The sequence below is a fragment of the Mesorhizobium sp. ES1-6 genome (assembly GCF_020164775.1).
Classification (GTDB): Bacteria; Pseudomonadota; Alphaproteobacteria; order Rhizobiales; family Rhizobiaceae; genus Mesorhizobium.
Genome location: NZ_JAIUGU010000001.1, coordinates 127,300 through 142,985, shown reverse-complemented (window position 1 = coordinate 142,985; position 15,686 = coordinate 127,300). Strand labels below are relative to the sequence as shown.

The 15,686-nt window shown below is 63.9% G+C and carries 16 protein-coding genes; 7 read left to right on the top strand and 9 right to left on the bottom strand.

Features of this window, described 5'->3' with window-relative positions:
- Positions 1-115: 115 nt before the first annotated feature.
- Complete coding sequence (rpsD, locus tag LB564_RS00755) at positions 116-733, bottom strand: 30S ribosomal protein S4 (RefSeq protein WP_013895883.1); 618 nt, start codon at positions 731-733, stop codon at positions 116-118.
- Between the two features lie 375 nt (positions 734-1,108).
- On the opposite strand from rpsD, the gene LB564_RS00750 reads away from it, so the two are divergent.
- A complete protein-coding gene (locus tag LB564_RS00750) occupies positions 1,109-1,303 on the top strand; it encodes a hypothetical protein (protein WP_140706743.1) in 195 nt (64 codons plus the stop codon).
- Between the two features lie 97 nt (positions 1,304-1,400).
- Here the strand turns inward: LB564_RS00750 and LB564_RS00745 are convergent, their stop codons facing one another.
- A complete protein-coding gene (locus tag LB564_RS00745; protein WP_015318153.1) occupies positions 1,401-1,583 on the bottom strand; it encodes a DUF3008 family protein in 183 nt (60 codons plus the stop codon).
- Positions 1,584-1,683: 100 nt separating this feature from the next.
- Here LB564_RS00745 and LB564_RS00740 point away from each other — a divergent pair, with 100 nt between their 5' ends.
- Entirely contained in the window at positions 1,684-3,066 is a 1,383-nt protein-coding gene (locus LB564_RS00740; RefSeq protein WP_224534385.1) for an RNB domain-containing ribonuclease, read from the top strand.
- On the opposite strand, the gene murI is transcribed toward LB564_RS00740, so the two are convergent.
- Positions 3,010-3,879, bottom strand: a complete 870-nt coding sequence (murI, locus tag LB564_RS00735; protein WP_224534382.1) for a glutamate racemase — start codon at positions 3,877-3,879, stop codon at positions 3,010-3,012. The genes LB564_RS00740 and murI overlap by 57 nt on opposite strands.
- Positions 3,872-4,792: an RNA methyltransferase gene (locus LB564_RS00730; protein WP_224534380.1), complete on the bottom strand. Its 921-nt coding sequence runs from the start codon at positions 4,790-4,792 to the stop codon at positions 3,872-3,874. Before LB564_RS00730 ends, murI begins: the two co-directional genes overlap by 8 nt.
- A 214-nt stretch (positions 4,793-5,006) precedes the next feature.
- Between LB564_RS00730 and LB564_RS00725 the strand changes: the two genes are divergently transcribed.
- Genes LB564_RS00725 through LB564_RS00715 form a run of 3 tightly spaced genes read left to right on the top strand, consistent with a single transcriptional unit; the run spans position 5,007 to position 7,460 of the window.
- Complete coding sequence (locus LB564_RS00725; protein WP_064991552.1) at positions 5,007-6,218, top strand: NADP-dependent isocitrate dehydrogenase; 1,212 nt, start codon at positions 5,007-5,009, stop codon at positions 6,216-6,218.
- A gap of 27 nt (positions 6,219-6,245) precedes the next feature.
- Positions 6,246-6,866, top strand: a complete 621-nt coding sequence (locus LB564_RS00720; protein ID WP_224534378.1) for a glutathione S-transferase family protein — start codon at positions 6,246-6,248, stop codon at positions 6,864-6,866.
- Between the two features lie 12 nt (positions 6,867-6,878).
- Positions 6,879-7,460: a demethoxyubiquinone hydroxylase family protein gene (locus LB564_RS00715; RefSeq protein ID WP_224534375.1), complete on the top strand. Its 582-nt coding sequence runs from the start codon at positions 6,879-6,881 to the stop codon at positions 7,458-7,460.
- A gap of 184 nt (positions 7,461-7,644) precedes the next feature.
- On the opposite strand, the gene LB564_RS00710 is transcribed toward LB564_RS00715, so the two are convergent.
- The 5 genes from LB564_RS00710 to LB564_RS00690 all read right to left on the bottom strand — a co-directional run bounded on the left by LB564_RS00710 (position 7,645) and on the right by LB564_RS00690 (position 13,731).
- Positions 7,645-8,124: a DUF2269 family protein gene (locus LB564_RS00710; protein WP_224534372.1), complete on the bottom strand. Its 480-nt coding sequence runs from the start codon at positions 8,122-8,124 to the stop codon at positions 7,645-7,647.
- Positions 8,121-9,416: an SDR family oxidoreductase gene (locus tag LB564_RS00705; RefSeq protein WP_224534370.1), complete on the bottom strand. Its 1,296-nt coding sequence runs from the start codon at positions 9,414-9,416 to the stop codon at positions 8,121-8,123. Before LB564_RS00705 ends, LB564_RS00710 begins: the two co-directional genes overlap by 4 nt.
- 7 nt (positions 9,417-9,423) lie before the next feature.
- Positions 9,424-12,090, bottom strand: a complete 2,667-nt coding sequence (gene alaS, locus LB564_RS00700; protein ID WP_224534369.1) for an alanine--tRNA ligase — start codon at positions 12,088-12,090, stop codon at positions 9,424-9,426.
- Between the two features lie 268 nt (positions 12,091-12,358).
- Positions 12,359-13,459 carry a recombinase RecA gene (gene recA / locus LB564_RS00695; RefSeq protein WP_013895892.1) on the bottom strand — a complete coding sequence of 367 codons (1,101 nt, stop codon included), beginning with the start codon at positions 13,457-13,459 and terminating at the stop codon, positions 12,359-12,361.
- Between the two features lie 20 nt (positions 13,460-13,479).
- Positions 13,480-13,731, bottom strand: coding sequence for a hypothetical protein (locus tag LB564_RS00690; RefSeq protein ID WP_224534367.1), 252 nt, complete (start codon positions 13,729-13,731; stop codon positions 13,480-13,482).
- 9 nt (positions 13,732-13,740) lie between these two features.
- On the opposite strand from LB564_RS00690, the gene LB564_RS00685 reads away from it, so the two are divergent.
- Positions 13,741-14,685 (top strand): carbohydrate kinase family protein, encoded by a 945-nt coding sequence (locus LB564_RS00685; protein ID WP_224534365.1) that lies wholly within the window; start codon positions 13,741-13,743, stop codon positions 14,683-14,685.
- 78 nt (positions 14,686-14,763) lie between these two features.
- Complete coding sequence (locus LB564_RS00680; protein ID WP_224534363.1) at positions 14,764-15,681, top strand: pseudouridine-5'-phosphate glycosidase; 918 nt, start codon at positions 14,764-14,766, stop codon at positions 15,679-15,681.
- Positions 15,682-15,686 lie beyond the last annotated feature (5 nt).

The following is a 15,686-nucleotide window of genomic DNA, read 5'->3' as shown; positions in this document are numbered from 1 at the left end:
GTGACGTCCGCCCGGATTAGCGCATCGGCCGGAAAATCGATACGGCAAAGCGGATGCCGGAAAACAAAAGGCCGCCCCGAAGGCGGCCTTTCCGATATCGCAGAAAAGCGTTCGCTTAGCGCGAATAGAATTCGACGACCAGGTTAGGCTCCATCTGCACGGCGAACGGGACGTCCGCCAGGCCGGGGATGCGCGAGAAGGTCGCGACCATCTTGTTGTGATCGGCTTCGATGTAGTCCGGCACGTCGCGCTCGGCGAGGCCGACCGACTCCAGGACGATGACCAGCTGCTTCGACTTTTCGCGCACTTCGACGACATCGCCCGGCTTGCAGCGGTACGAGCCGATGTTGACGCGCTTGCCGTTGACGTTGACGTGGCCGTGGTTGACGAACTGGCGGGCGGCGAAGATGGTCGGCACGAACTTGGCGCGGTAGACGACCGCGTCCAGACGCGACTCGAGCAGGCCGATCAGGTTCTCCGAGGTGTCGCCCTTGCGGCGGTCGGCCTCTTCATAGACCTTGCGGAACTGCTTTTCCGAAACGTCGCCATAGTGACCCTTGAGCTTCTGCTTGGCGCGCAACTGCAGGCCAAAGTCGGAAAGCTTGCCCTTGCGGCGCTGGCCGTGCTGGCCGGGGCCGTATTCACGCTTGTTGACTGGGGACTTCGGGCGGCCCCAGATGTTTTCGCCGAGACGACGGTCGATCTTGTATTTCGCGGATTCGCGCTTGCTCATCGCATTCCCTTTTCAAAAACAACACACCCGGCACCTCATGGTCCGGGTGAAGGAAACGCGCCCTCCTCTGGCCTCCGTTTTCGAGACCTGACAGGGTTTTCCCACGCAACGCGGCGGAAAACCCACGGGACACGTCAGTTCAAACAAGATCGGAAAGACCAGGCCGACCAATCTTGCGTATACAAAAGAAACACCGGACATCGCTGCCCGGCGTTGGCGGGGTGGTTAAACCCAGATTTAACCGCTGTCAAGCTTGCGAGTGGCGCCGCGCAACGCAACCGTATAGCGTCCGGGGCGTTATGCGATGCCGGATGTGGCGGGAGGTTAGCGCCAGCGGCACCAGGAAGGGACTGGACCTTAGAGGAGCCAAACTACATGAAGAAGTTTTTCCTTACCCTGGCAGGCGCCGCAGTGCTTGCAGGATCGATGGCGGTGGCCCCGGAGCCGGCCATGGCGCGCCATTGGCACGGCCACAAGCAGGTCTGCCGCATCATCGTGAAGAAGCGAGTGGTGTGGCGGCATGGCCATCGCAGGGTGATTGTCGAGAGAGTACGGCGCTGCCGCTGGTAAGGCTGTTCGAAGCCACAATCCCCGGGCCAGCGAATGTCGCTGGCCCATTTTCATTCCAGGGTTTGTAAGCGATAGCCCTGGTTCGATGCGTTCGACGCTAGGATTTTTTCTCCGGCAATCCCTTCCGCTTGGTTTCGGCGAATTCCTCGAGCTGCTTTTCATTCATCGATTCATACATGCCCTTGGACGCGCCTTTGAGTTCGCTTTTCTTGGTCTCGCCGCGTTTGGCGGAGAGTGCGGCGCCGGCGGCTTTCTGCTGGGCTTTCGAGGTGGCTGGCATGACGGGTTCTCCTTCGCTGTTAGGAGAAACGCAGCGCCTGCGCGGCAGTTCCAGCGCCAACGGCCTTCCCGTGTCCGGGGCCCCAGTGTAGGACGGTTGAATGAAATCCCTGACCGATCCCTCACAGGCTCTCTCGACCGGCCTGGCGAAAATCCGCACCGAATTCCACGTGCCGGATGGGTTTCCGGCCGAGGTGATGGCCGCGGCGGAGGCGGCAGCCAAACGCGTACCCAACCAGCACGCCGATCGAACCGGTATGCCCTTCGTCACGCTCGATCCGGCTGCTTCCACCGATCTCGATCAGGCGTTCTCGATCGAGACGAGCGGCAGTGATCTTCTGCTGCACTATGCCATTGCCGACGTCGCCTGGTTCGTCGCGGACGGCGACGCGATAGACCGCGAAGCCTGGACGCGGGGCGAGACGTTCTACTTGCCGGACGGCAAGGCCGGGCTCTACCCGCCGGTGATTTCCGAGGGTGCGGCCAGCCTGTTGCCTGATGGACCCCGCCCGTCTGTCATCTTCACGGTTCGGGTTGCGCAGGATGGTGCGGTGAAGCTGGACGGCGCCGAGCGGGCAATCATTCAAAGCCGCGCGAAGCTCGCCTATGACAGCGTGAAAGCCTCGGACGTTCCGGCCGGCTTCGCTGAAATGGCGCGGCGCATGGCGGCAAACGAAGAACGCCGAGGCGCTTCCCGCGTCGACCCGCCCGAGCAGGAGGTGGAAAGGCTTGCCGATGGCACATACCGGCTTTCATTCAGGCCGCTGCTGCAATCCGAGCAGGACAACGCCGCACTCTCGCTGGCCGCCAACATGGCGATTGCCGATGCCATGTTGGCGCACCAGACCGGTTTGTTTCGGGTGATGTCGGGGCCGGATGCTTTCAAGGTTCAAAGACTGCGCAACGCGGCACAGGCTCTCGGACTGTCCTGGCCGGCCGCGACCAGCCTGAGAGACTACCAGCGAACCCTTGATCCGACCGATCCGCGACAAGCGGCGCTGATGCTGGAAATCCGCCACGCAAGTCCCGGAGCCTCCTATCAACCTTACCAGGACAACGTTGTCCCCTGGCATGAGGCGATGGCCGCGACCTATGCCCATTCAACCGCGCCACTCAGGCGACTGGCCGATCGCTACGTCGTGCGCTGCGCGCTGGCTATCGCCAACGGCCAGCCCATGACCCAGCCTGTCACCGACGCTTTCGCCAGGTTGCCGAAGGCGATGGGACGTGCCGATAGCCGGGCTTCGCAGATCAACCATGCCGCCATCGACCTTGCCGAAGCGGTGATGCTCAGAGGCCGCGAGGGTGAGACGTTCAAGGCAGTCGTCACCGACATCGTCGACCATGGCGTGCGCGTTCAGCTTGCCGACATGCCTGTCGTTGCCACCGTAAAGGCCTCGGGGCTCCGACAGGGCGATGCTCTGACGCTAAAGCTGGCCCTGGCCGATCCGGGCCGACGCAGCATCGTCTTCGAGCCTGCTTGAGTGGCGGGCGGTTTTGCCACCGTCCAAGTGTACGGTCAGCCCGAACCCCTGCATCAGCCGGCTGACGGCGAAATCCGCCTTGCCCGAAGTGAAAACGGCGATATCTGGTTCGCCTTGCGGCAGCGCGCCATCGATGGGTGGCAGCAGCGAAAGGGCTCGCCGTGCGATCGCCTCGGCCGGATCGATCCAGTCGACCGGCCAGGGCGCGGTCTTGCGCATGCGATTGACCAGGAAGGGATAATGCGTGCAAGCCAGCACGACGATGTCGGTACGCATGCCGTCGCGCTCGATGAAGCATGGCGCGATCTCGGCGCGCACGGCCTCCTCGTCGACGAAGCCCTCGCGCATATAGGCTTCGGACAGGCCCGCCAGCCTGTCGCTGCCGACCAGGCGGACATGGCATTTCCGCGCCCATTTGCTGATCAGGTCGCGCGTATACTGGCGCTTCACCGTGCCCGGCGTCGCCAGCACCGAAACCAGGCCGGAGCGGGTGCGCTCGGCCGCCGGCTTGACCGCTGGCACGGTGCCGACGAACGGATGGCCGGGAAATCTGTCGCGCAGCGCGTCGATCACCAGCGTCGAGGCGGTGTTGCAGGCGATGACTGAAATGACCGGGCTGAACCTGTCAAGCAGCCTGGCGAACAGTTCGAGTATGTGGGTCCGCAGCGCCGGCTCTTCCCAGGCGCCAAAGGGAAAAGCGGCATCGTCGGCGACATAGATGAAGCGACGGTCGGGCATCAGGACGCGCGCCTCGCGCAACACGGTGAGCCCGCCGACGCCGGAATCGAACATCAGGATCGGCTGCTCAGTCATTGTCGGTTCCCTTGCCGCCCAGCGGCGGCGGTTCCGTGTCGTCGCCGTTTGCGTCCGGTATCTGGCCAGCCGCCTCCGACTTGCGGGCGCGCGCGGCGGCCGCGGGCAAGCGCCGCGGATCATCTCCCGGTGACCCATCACCGCGCGGCATCGCCGGCGAAAACCGGTCGAGCGACGAGATGATGCCGCGCAACACCTTCAGCTCCGGTTCGGCAAAGCCGGCACGCGTCAGCACCGCGCGCAGATTGTCGACCATCTTCGGCTTCTTCGGCGCTGGACGGAAATAGCCGCGCGCTTCCAATGCGCCTTCCAGATAGGCGAACAGGCCGTGCAATTCTTCCTTGCTGGCCGGCTTCATGTCCGGGCCGGTAAAATTCGTCCTGGTCTCGTGCTCCAGGCCCGACTTCATCCACTCATAGGACATCAGCAAGGCCGCCTGGGCGATGTTGAGCGACGAGAAATCCGGATCGACCGGAAAAGTGACGATCTCGTCGGCGAGGCCAACCTCGTCATTGTAGAGACCGAAGCGCTCACGGCCAAACAGGATGCCGGTGCGTTGTCCCATTCCATGACGGGCGCGCAGCATCCTGCCCGCCTCCACCGGGCCGCGCACGGATTTGAAGCCGTCGCGCTGCCTGGCGGTGGTGGCGAAAACGAAATTCAAATCGGCAAGCGCCGAGGCCAGATCGTCGAACACCTTGACCGCGTCGATGACATGGTCGGCGCGGCTGGCCGCGGCGCGCGCTTTCTCGCTCGGCCAGCCGTCACGAGGATTGACCAGGCGCAGTTCGGCCAGGCCGAAATTGGCCATGGCGCGGGCGACCATGCCGATATTCTCGCCAAGCTGCGGCTCGACGAGGATGATCGCCGGGCCGGCGGCTGAGAGGATGGTGGTGTCTTCGGTGGCTGGCATGATTGTCAATGAACTGCTGTTTGCGGCATTTCAGCGTCCCCTGCCATATTCGGCCGCGAAAATGAAGCATTCGCAAATGACGCGGCCATGGCCTCACATTCGTGACCGATCGCCGTTTGCGTGGCCAAAAGCGCTTTGATATACGGGCGGCATCCCCCGGCCGAACGCCACACGGGCAAGGCCGTCCCAATCCCAGCAACGAGGCATTCTTTCCATGGCGAAGATCAAGGTGGCGAACCCGGTCGTCGAACTCGACGGCGACGAGATGACCCGCATCATCTGGCAGTTCATCAAGGACAAGCTGATCCACCCTTATCTCGACCTCAAGCTCGAATATTACGACCTCGGCATCGAGCATCGTGACGCCACCAACGACCAGGTGACGATCGATTCGGCCAACGCCATTAAGAAATACGGCGTCGGCGTGAAATGCGCGACGATCACCCCCGACGAGCAGCGCGTCGAGGAATTCAAGCTGAAGAAGATGTGGAAGTCGCCCAACGGCACCATCCGCAACATTTTGGGCGGCACCATCTTCCGCGAGCCGATCATCATGAAGAACGTGCCGCGTCTGGTGCCCGGCTGGACCAAGCCGATCATCGTCGGCCGTCACGCCTTCGGCGATCAGTACCGCGCCACCGATTTCCGCTTCCCCGGCAAGGGCAAGCTGACGATCAAGTTCGTCGGCGAGGACGGCCAGGTCATCGAACACGACGTGTTCGACGCGCCCGGCTCCGGCGTCGCCATGGCCATGTACAATCTCGACGAGTCGATCCGCGAATTCGCCCGCGCGTCGCTGAACTACGGCCTGCTGCGCAACTATCCCGTCTACCTGTCGACCAAGAACACCATCCTCAAGGCCTATGACGGCCGCTTCAAGGATATCTTCCAGGAAGTCTACGAGGCTGAATTCGAGGCCGAGTTCAAGTCGAAGAAGCTGTGGTACGAACACCGCCTGATCGACGACATGGTGGCGTCGAGCCTGAAATGGTCGGGTGGCTATGTCTGGGCCTGCAAGAACTATGACGGCGACGTCCAGTCCGACACGGTGGCGCAAGGCTTTGGCTCGCTCGGCCTGATGACCTCGGTGCTGATGACGCCGGACGGCAAGACGGTGGAAGCCGAAGCCGCGCACGGCACGGTCACCCGTCACTATCGCCAGCACCAGAAGGGCGAGGAAACCTCGACCAATTCGATCGCCTCGATCTTCGCCTGGACGCGCGGCCTCGCCCACCGCGCCAAGCTCGACGACAATGCCGAACTGAAGCGCTTCGCCGAGACGCTGGAAAAAGTCTGCATCCAGACCGTCGAGAGCGGCTTCATGACCAAGGACCTGTCGCTGTTGATCGGCCCTGACCAGCCTTGGCTGTCGACCACCGGCTTCCTCGACAAGATCGACGAGAATCTGCAGAAAGCGATGGCGTAAGCAGCCGAGACCCGGGAGGGGATCGCCGTGGCCAAGCCCATCCTTTACGGGGCGGACTACAGCGTCTATGTGCGCATCGTCCGCCTCGTGCTGGCGGAAAAGGGCATCGACTACGAACTTGTGCCGGTCGATGTCTTTGCCGCCGAGGGCATTCCCGGCTGGTATGTCGAGTATCACCCGTTCGGCCGCATCCCGGCCTTCGAGCATGATGGGTTTCGCCTGTTCGAGACCAGCGCGATTGCCCGCTATGTCGACGAGGCTTTTGACGGCCCGCCGTTGCAGCCCGAGAAGCCACGCAGTCGCGCAACGATGAACCAGATCGTCGGCATGCTCGACGCCTATGCCTATCGGGCCATGGTCTGGGATGTCGCCGTCGAGCGGCTGGAGAAGGTGACGCCCGATGATGCGCTGATTGCCAACGGACTTCGGCAAGCGGCCACAGTGCTGCGGGTGTTGACGTCATTGAAGGCTCCAGGGCCGTGGCTGATGGGAGACCGGCTGACGCTGGCCGACCTGCATGCAGTGACCATCATCGCCTATTTCCTCAAGGTCGCCGAGGGGCAAAACCTGCTCGCCGAATTCCCAGATATCCAGACTTGGTGGAACCACATCGCAAAGCGGCCGGGCTTTGCCGACCGGCTGACATAGGCGTGGGCGGCCATGGCTGACCTTACTCACCAGGACGCACTCACAGTGGCCAGAATAGTCAGGGTCAATCATGCCGGTGAGTTCGGCGCGATCCGGATCTATTCAGCGCAGATTCTTGTCGCTGAGTACTTCTGGCCGGATTGCGTGCCGTCTTTGTCGGAGATGCTTGGGCACGAGCGCACTCATTGCGCGGCCTTCCGTGCAGCAATGCCATCGCGACGTTCGCGGCCGTGCCGGGTGATGCAGTTCTGGAGCTGGGGCGGTTGGCTGCTGGGTTTCGTAACCGCCGTGCTCGGTCCGCAAGGCATCTGGGCCTGCACCGCAGCGGTCGAAGCGGCGGTGCATCGCCATCTCGACGATCAGCTGTTTTTCCTCGCCGGTCGCGATCGTGAGTTGCACGGCATCATCCTGGAAATCCGCGAGGAAGAGCTTGCGCATCTTCATCACGCCGAAGCGCAGCTGAAATCGCCCGGCCCATTGCTGAAGCTTCTACGGGCGATGATCTCAATCGCCACCGACATCCTGATCTGGCTGTCCACCTGGGGCGACTCCACCAGAATGACGCGCGCGCTAAAGGCTGCAAGGCGCTCTTGACGCGCATGCGCCATGTTTGGCCGCCGCCTGCATGACCTCGTCCGGCAGCCAGTCCTTCAGGGATGAGGACTGCTGCAGGGTTGCCCTGAAAGACACGGTCGGCAAAAGCATCGGCCTGATACATGGTCAGTGTCGGCATATCTTTCTCCGGACCGGCCTTCGAAACATCCAGGCGGCAGGCGTATTAGAAACTGATTTGCGGCCGGGTGACCATCAGCCAGAGGATCGCAAGCACCGCGCCAAAGGCTGGAAAACCGCAGGCAAACCAGATGCGAAACAGGCGCTTTTCCTCCGTGGGCAGCGCCGCGTTTTCGAGAACCGCCTGCCGCGCCAGATTTCGTATCCGGATTTGAATCCAGACCACCGGCAGCCAGAACAGGCCGGCCACGACATAGAGCAGCAAGGACAGCACGATCCAGCCTTCGGAGAGCGGCCAACCCACCGCCCGCGCCAACAGCACACCGGTGATCGGCTGGACGATGATCGCCGTTGCCGTGAAGATCGTGTCGGCGATCACGACGGTGCCAGCGACATGGGCAACGAGTTCGGCGCGACCGGTGCGTTGCGCCATCAGCATGAAGAAGGCGATGCCGGCACCGGTGCCGAAAAGAACCGTGGCGCCGATTACATGCAGCCAGCGCAGAATGTCGGCCCAGACGCTCATCGCTCGTCCAATATCGCCAGAGCCAGCAGAGCGAGACAAAGCGCGGGCACGGCCTTGACCAGCGGCCCAAGGGGATCGAGCCAGAGATCGGCAGAAAACACGGTCGCTGCCACGAGGTAGAAGCAGGTGATGGCCATCATCCCGATCAGCGCCCTCGCCGCGAGCGGCCGCACTAAAACCATGGCGCCAACCAGCGTGTCGGCGGCGCTTCCGGCGAGAACCGCCGCACGCGCCAGGGCTGGCGACAGGCCGTGCGAGACGAGAATGTCGGCCGCCGCGTCCCATCTGACAAAGCCGACAAGGCCGGATGCGAGCCAGAACACCGACAGAACGCCTAGCACAAGCGGTTTCAGCAGCCACAGGCGCGCAAACCACCGCTCCTGGACATGCGCCGGCATAGCCGTCAGTGTCGCTTCGAGCGACCGTGGCGGGCGACCGGCACTCGAGGTCCAGGCCGTCGCATCGCCCGTGACACCCCGCTCCAGCGCGGCAAGCGCGGCACTGCGCAAGGGAGAGCGCCAACCGAGCAGACCGAGCCCATCCGCCACCAGGCCGGCAGCCCTGCCGAAGATCGCCGGCATCGCCACGACAGGCCTTTCGGGCAGGCCGAGCCAGGCGCGAAACGCAAGCAGCACCGCGGAAAGCGGTCTGGGCTTTTCCTCGACCAGGTCGATGACCTGCCCGCGCTCCACCCGCCCTGCAACCGCGCGTGACACCGCCTCGGCGACATCCGCCACCGATACAGTCTGGATCGGCCGGTCCGCGAACACCACCGGAATGAATCCCGGCACCGCCGCAAGGGCGCGCAACAGTGCTGTTCCACCATAGGCGGCGGGCGCGATGACAAGGCCAGGCCGCAGGATTGTCCAGTCCAGGGACGAGGCCATAACCGCGGTGTCGCCTTCGGCTTTGGTGCGGAAGAAGGCACTCTCGGAAGCAAGGTCGGCGCCAATGGCCGAAATCTGCACCAGCCCACGCGCGCCCGCCTGCTCGCAGGCGGTAACGAGTGCCGTCACCGCCCCCCGGTGGATGGCATCCAATTGATCGCGCGGGCCGTCCTGCAGGGCGCCGGCGGCATTCACCACCACGTCCATGCCGGCAAGCAAGGGGATCCAGTCCGTCGCTGCCAGCAGGCGCGACATGTCCGCCGCGATCCATTGGACGCCGGACCAGCGCCGCCGCGCCGCGCGTACATCGCGGCCGAGCCCGAGAAGATCGTGGCCGTCCTCGACGAGGCGTTCAAGGACGGCTTCTCCGATCAGTCCGTAGCCGCCAAGAACAAGGACCTTCATCGGAGCTTCAAGCCGCCTCCAGCGCCGCCTTCACCGCCGCGATAGCTTCATTGGCCTTCGAGGCGTCCGGACCACCGGCCTGGGCCATGTCGGGGCGGCCGCCGCCGCCCTGCCCGCCCAAGGCGGCGGAGGCCACGCGAACCAGGTCGACGGCGCTGAAACGGCCGACGAGGTCGTCGGTGACGGCGACCACGACGCTGGCCTTGTTATCCTCACCAGCGCCGACGAACACGACGACGCCGGAGCCCAATGAAGTCTTGCCGGCATCGGCCAGCGGCTTCAAATCCTTCGGCGAGACACCCGAGACCGACTTGCCGAGGAAGCCGACGCCCGCGACCACTTCGTTTTCGACGGGCGCGCCAGCTCCCGCGCCGCCCCCCAGCGCCAGCTTCTTGCGTGCTTCGGTCAGATCCTTTTCGAGCTTCTTGCGCTCCTCGAGCAGCGCTTCGACACGCGCCGGCACGTCCGCCGGCGAGATCTTCAGCGTGGCGGCGGTCGCTTTCAGGCGCCGGTCCTGCTCGTCGAGATGCTTGCGCGCGGCTTCGCCGGTCAGTGCTTCGATGCGGCGTACGCCTGCCGCCACGGCGCCATCCGAAACGATGCGCACCAGGCCGATATCGCCGGTTGACCGGACATGCGTGCCGCCGCAAAGCTCGACCGAATAGGGCCGGTTGGCCTTGGCGCCATGCAGGCCGGTACCCATCGAGACGACGCGCACCTCATCGCCATACTTCTCGCCGAACAGCGCCATGGCGCCCTCGGCGATGGCGTCGTCGACCGACATCAGGCGGGTAGTCACCGGGCTGTTTTGCACGACGATCTCGTTGGCCATGCGCTCGACCTCCTCGAGTTCCTCCGGCGAGATCGGCTTGTTGTGCGAGATGTCGAAGCGCAGCCGCTCGGGCGCGACCAGCGAGCCTTTTTGCGCGACATGGGTGCCCAGCACCTCGCGCAGCGCCTCATGGATCAGATGCGTCGCGGAGTGGTTGGCGCGCAGCCTGGAACGCCTGGCGTGGTCGACCTTGAGTTCGACCGCGACGCCCGTCTTGACCGTACCGCTGGCCACCTTGCCCAGATGCACGAACAGGCCGTCGGCCTTCTTCTGCGTGTCGGAAATCTCGATCGAGAACCCCTCGCCCGATATCACGCCGGTGTCACCCATCTGGCCGCCGGATTCGCCATAGAACGGCGTCTGGTTGACGACCACGGCAACCGCATCACCCTTGCCGGCGCTGTCGACGGTCTTGCCGTCCTTGACCAGGGCCTGGATGAGGCCTTCGGCAGCTTCAGTCTCGTAGCCGAGGAATTCGGTGGCGCCGGTCTTTTCACGGACCGAGAACCACACCGTCTCGGTGGCCGCCTCGCCGGATCCCGCCCAGTGCTTGCGCGCCTCCGCCCTCTGCTGCTCCATCGCATTGGTGAAGCCGGCAAGATCGACCGAGATGTTGCGCTCGCGCAGTGCGTCCTGCGTCAGATCGAGCGGAAAACCGTAGGTGTCGTAGAGCTTGAACGCCGTTTCGCCATCAAGCATGTCGCCGGCACCAAGCGTTTCCGTCGCCTCCGAGAGCAGGCCGAGGCCGCGCACCAGCGTCTTGCGGAACCGTGTCTCCTCGAGCTTCAGGGTCTCGGTGATCAGCTGTTCGCCGCGCACCAGTTCGGGATAGGCCTGTCCCATCTCGCGCACCAGCGCCGGCACCAGCTTCCACATCAGCGGCGAGTTCGCACCGAGCAGCTGCGCGTGGCGCATGGCGCGGCGCATGATGCGGCGCAGCACGTAGCCGCGGCCTTCGCTCGACGGCAACACGCCGTCGGCGACCAGGAAGGAGGACGAGCGCAGGTGATCCGCGATGACGCGATAGGATGCCACCGTCTCGGCATCGGGCGCGCGGCCCAGCGCGGAGGACGCCGCATCGATCAGGTGACGGAAGAGGTCGGTCTCGAAGACGCTTTCCACCCCCTGCAGGATGGACGCCATGCGCTCCAGGCCCATGCCGGTGTCGATCGACGGGCGCGGCAGGTCGACGCGCTCCTCCTTCGTCACCTGCTCATACTGCATGAACACCAGGTTCCAGAATTCGAGGAAGCGGTCGCCATCCTCCTCCGGACTGCCGGGAGGGCCGCCCCAGATATGCTCGCCACGATCGATGAAGATTTCCGAGCACGGGCCGCAGGGCCCGGTGTCACCCATCGCCCAGAAATTGTCCGAGGTCGCGATGCGGATGATGCGATCGTCCGAGAAACCGGCGATTTTCTTCCAGAAGCCGGCCGCCTCGTCGTCCGTGTGGTAGACGGTGACCAGCAGCTTGTCCTTCTTCAGCCCGAATTCCTTGGTGATCAGGTTCCAGGCAAGCTCGATGGCGCGCTCCTTGAAATAATCGCCGAACGAGAAATTGCCGAGCATCTCGAAGAAGGTCAGGTGGCGCGCGGTGTAGCCGACATTGTCGAGATCATTGTGCTTGCCGCCGGCGCGAACGCTTTTCTGGGCGGTCGTGGCACGCGAATAGGACCGCTTCTCCAAACCGGTGAAGACGTTCTTGAACTGCACCATGCCGGCATTGGTGAACATCAAGGTCGGATCGTTGCGCGGCACGAGCGGGCTCGAGGCCACGACCTCATGGCCCTCCTTGCGGAAATAGTCGAGGAATGTCGACCGGATCTCGTTCACGCCACTCATGACTCTGCCTTTTCGCGAAAACCGCCGGCACGGCCGGCGGAAACTGGCTCTGCCTTTCAGAAGGCAGACATGGCCTTTTAGCGGGCACGCCCCACCCTGTCCAGAAACACGGAATTGGGCCAAATAAGCTCGCCAGGCCGGCTCCGCCCTGCCCCAAAAACGAAAACCGCCGGCGCGAAGGCCGGCGGTTTTGAACGCGGTACTAAAGAACTCTGTTACTTAAGCACCGGATAATAGGCTGGATTTATGGCCAAACTCTGGCGTTGCCCTACATCGCGCCGGCTTCGTCCTCAAAACCGTCGTCGCCATTGCCCTCGGAGCCGCCATTCTCGAGGAATTTTTCGGCGATCAATCCGGCATTCTGCCTGAGCGCCAGCTCGATCTCGCGCGCGGTGTCGGGATTGTCGCGCAGGAACAGTTTTGCATTCTCGCGGCCTTGGCCGAGACGCTGCGAATTGTAGGAGAACCAGGCGCCCGACTTCTCGACCACGCCGGCCTTGACGCCGAGATCGACAAGTTCGCCGGTCTTGGAGACGCCCTCGCCATACATGATGTCGAATTCGACCACCTTGAAGGGCGGCGCCAGCTTGTTCTTGACCACCTTGACGCGGGTCTGGTTGCCGACCACCTCGTCGCGGTCCTTGACCGAGCCGATGCGGCGGATATCGAGGCGCACCGAGGCATAGAATTTCAGCGCGTTGCCGCCGGTCGTGGTTTCGGGCGAACCGAACATGACGCCGATCTTCATGCGGATCTGGTTGATGAAGATGACCATGGTGTTGGAGCGCGAGATCGATGCGGTCAGCTTGCGCAGCGCCTGGCTCATCAAACGAGCTTGAAGACCGGGCAGCGAATCGCCCATCTCGCCCTCGATTTCGGCGCGTGGCGTCAGCGCCGCCACCGAATCGACCACCAGAACATCGATGGCGCCGGAGCGCACCAGCGTGTCGCAGATCTCCAGCGCCTGCTCGCCGGTGTCGGGCTGCGAGATCAGCAGGTTCTCGAGATCGACGCCGAGCTTGCGGGCGTAGACCGGATCGAGCGCATGTTCGGCATCGACGAAGGCGCAGATGCCGCCCTTCTTCTGGGCTTCCGCGACCGTATGCAGTGCCAGTGTCGTCTTGCCCGAGCTTTCCGGTCCGTAGATCTCGATGATGCGGCCGCGCGGCAGGCCACCGACGCCGAGCGCGATGTCGAGGCCGAGCGAACCGGTCGGCACCGTTTCGATCTCGACGACCTGCTCGTTGGCGCCGAGCCGCATGATCGAGCCCTTGCCGAAAGCCCGCTCGATTTGCGACAGCGCCGCATCCAGAGCCTTTGATTTGTCCACTGCCTTATCCTCTACCAGCCGCAAAGAATTCTGAGCCATGATACATCACCCCTTGGTCGTCAATGAAGGCCGGACAATCCGTAATCCCTGGCATTTTGTACCTTTTTTGTTCTCATTTGGCAAGAGGCAACAACCAATTGAAAAACAAGTAATATCCTGATTTGTTCTTTTTTTGTCTCGAAACGCCAGGCAGGAACAAGCCCGGCATTGGGCCAGCCGGCCCCCGCGTCCCGTTCAGCCGAATCGCGGTCTTGCATGCGAAGCTCTGTCGCGCACTCTAGCGCTTGTGCGGCCGCAACAACAAAGGTCATATCGCCGCCATGGTGAAATCCCCAGAGATACTGGCCGTGGGCGGCGCCCATATCGACCGGCGTGGCCAGGTGTCCGGCGCCTATGTCCCGGCAGCCTCCAATCCCGGCACGATGCGCGAGGATGTGGGCGGCGGCGTCTTCAACGCGCTGCGCGGCATGGTGCGGCGCGGCGTATCGGCGTCGCTGATGTCGATGCGCGGCGGCGATGCGGGGGCAGATACGGTTTCCCGCGCTATCGCCGAGGCTGGTATTGCCGACCTTTCGGCCGTGTTCCTCGACCGCACGACACCGAGCTATACGGCGCTGATCGATCGCGAAGGCGAGCTGATCGTCGGCTTTGCCGACATGGCGCTTTACGAGCTGGCATTTCCCAAGCAGATGCGACGCTCCAAGGTCCGGGAAGCGATCGCCGCCGCCGATGCCATTTTGTGCGACGCCAATCTGCCGACGTCGGCGCTGGAGCGGTTGGTTGCGCTTGCCGCCGGCAAGCCGGTTTTCGCCATAGCGATTTCGCCGGCCAAGGTGACGCGGCTGATACCGGTGCTTGGCGAACTGGCTCTGCTCTTCATGAACCGGCGGGAGGCCGTTGTCCTGGCTGGCGTCGATGCAGGTGCCGCCGAGCGGGAAGTGATCGACGGGCTGCGGTGCAGCGGCCTTGCCAGCGGCGTGGTCACGGCGGGCAGCGCGCCCGTGCTGGGTTTCGATGACACAGGCGCTTTTTCGATCCTGCCGCCTGCTCCGAGAAGAGTCGCCGATGTTACCGGCGCCGGCGACGCACTGGCGGGCGCGACGGTGGCGGCGCTGTTGCACGGCCTGCCGCTGCGCCAGGCCCTGCGCGAAGGCGTCGCGGCGGCGACGCTGGCCATCGAAAGCGCCAATGCGGTGCCCGAATTCTCCGCGGCGAGCTTCGCGGAAGCGCTGGCCCTTGTGCCGGATGCCAGGGAAGTGGCATGAGACCGGCGAATTCATAGTGCCGCCGTGACGTTTGCGCTTTCCTGATGGATGCGCCGCCCGTCGGATTGGAGATCAGAGATGACGCCAGAGACCGCCCGCCCTTTCATCGATATCCACGCACCCGTGGCACAGGCGCTGGCCGCCGGGCGCCCGGTGGTGGCGCTCGAAAGCACCATCATCACCCATGGCATGCCCTATCCCGACAATGGCGCCATGGCGGCCAATGTCGAAAAGATCATCGCTGACGGCGGCGCGGTGGCGGCAACCATCGCCGTGGTCAACGGCCGCATCAAGATCGGGCTCTCCGACGGCGAGCGCGAATCGCTGGCGATGACGGGTGACGCCATGAAGCTGTCGCGCGCCGATCTTGGCTTCGCCGTGGCGCAAGGGCGCACCGGTGGCACCACGGTCGCGGCGACCATGATCGCGGCTGACATGGTCGGCATAAAGGTGTTCGCCACCGGTGGCATTGGCGGCGTGCACAAGGGCGCCGAAAAGAGTTTCGATATCTCGGCCGACCTCGATGAACTAGCGCGCACGCCGGTCATCGTCGTCTCTGCCGGCGCCAAGGCCATTCTGGACATCGAAAAGACGCTGGAGGTGCTGGAGACGCGCGGCGTGCCCGTCGTCGGCCATGCCTGCGAGACGATGCCCGCCTTCTGGTCGCGGCAGTCGCCGTTCCGCGCCCCGCTGACCTTGTACAAGCCGGAAGACATCGCGCATTTCTACCAGACCCGCCTGGCCCTGGGACTTAGCGGCGGCTTGCTGGTCGCCAATCCGGTGCCCGAGAACCATGAAATCCCCGCCGAAGAGATGGCCGGCTACATCGAAGCGGCGCAGAGGGCCGCCGAAGCCCTCAACGTCACCGGCAAGGCGGTGACACCGTTCCTGCTGGGAAAAATCCTGGAACTCACGGGCGGGCGCAGCCTGAAAACCAACATCGCGCTGGTCGAGAACAATGCAAGGCTGGCGGCCGACATCGCCAAGGCTTTGTAGGCGCC

Bases quoted from the DNA above. Each gene is read 5' to 3' on its own strand.
- rpsD (WP_013895883.1), bottom strand. From the start codon at position 733: ATGAGCAAGCGCGAATCCGCGAAATACAAGATCGACCGTCGTCTCGGC.
- LB564_RS00750 (WP_140706743.1), top strand. From the start codon at position 1,109: ATGAAGAAGTTTTTCCTTACCCTGGCAGGCGCCGCAGTGCTTGCAGGA.
- LB564_RS00745 (WP_015318153.1), bottom strand. From the start codon at position 1,583: ATGCCAGCCACCTCGAAAGCCCAGCAGAAAGCCGCCGGCGCCGCACTC.
- LB564_RS00740 (WP_224534385.1), top strand. From the start codon at position 1,684: ATGAAATCCCTGACCGATCCCTCACAGGCTCTCTCGACCGGCCTGGCG.
- murI (WP_224534382.1), bottom strand. From the start codon at position 3,879: ATGACTGAGCAGCCGATCCTGATGTTCGATTCCGGCGTCGGCGGGCTC.
- LB564_RS00730 (WP_224534380.1), bottom strand. From the start codon at position 4,792: ATGCCAGCCACCGAAGACACCACCATCCTCTCAGCCGCCGGCCCGGCG.
- LB564_RS00725 (WP_064991552.1), top strand. From the start codon at position 5,007: ATGGCGAAGATCAAGGTGGCGAACCCGGTCGTCGAACTCGACGGCGAC.
- LB564_RS00715 (WP_224534375.1), top strand. From the start codon at position 6,879: ATGGCTGACCTTACTCACCAGGACGCACTCACAGTGGCCAGAATAGTC.
- LB564_RS00710 (WP_224534372.1), bottom strand. From the start codon at position 8,124: ATGAGCGTCTGGGCCGACATTCTGCGCTGGCTGCATGTAATCGGCGCC.
- LB564_RS00705 (WP_224534370.1), bottom strand. From the start codon at position 9,416: ATGAAGGTCCTTGTTCTTGGCGGCTACGGACTGATCGGAGAAGCCGTC.
- alaS (WP_224534369.1), bottom strand. From the start codon at position 12,090: ATGAGTGGCGTGAACGAGATCCGGTCGACATTCCTCGACTATTTCCGC.
- recA (WP_013895892.1), bottom strand. From the start codon at position 13,459: ATGGCTCAGAATTCTTTGCGGCTGGTAGAGGATAAGGCAGTGGACAAA.
- LB564_RS00690 (WP_224534367.1), bottom strand. From the start codon at position 13,731: ATGACCTTTGTTGTTGCGGCCGCACAAGCGCTAGAGTGCGCGACAGAG.
- LB564_RS00685 (WP_224534365.1), top strand. From the start codon at position 13,741: ATGGTGAAATCCCCAGAGATACTGGCCGTGGGCGGCGCCCATATCGAC.
- LB564_RS00680 (WP_224534363.1), top strand. From the start codon at position 14,764: ATGACGCCAGAGACCGCCCGCCCTTTCATCGATATCCACGCACCCGTG.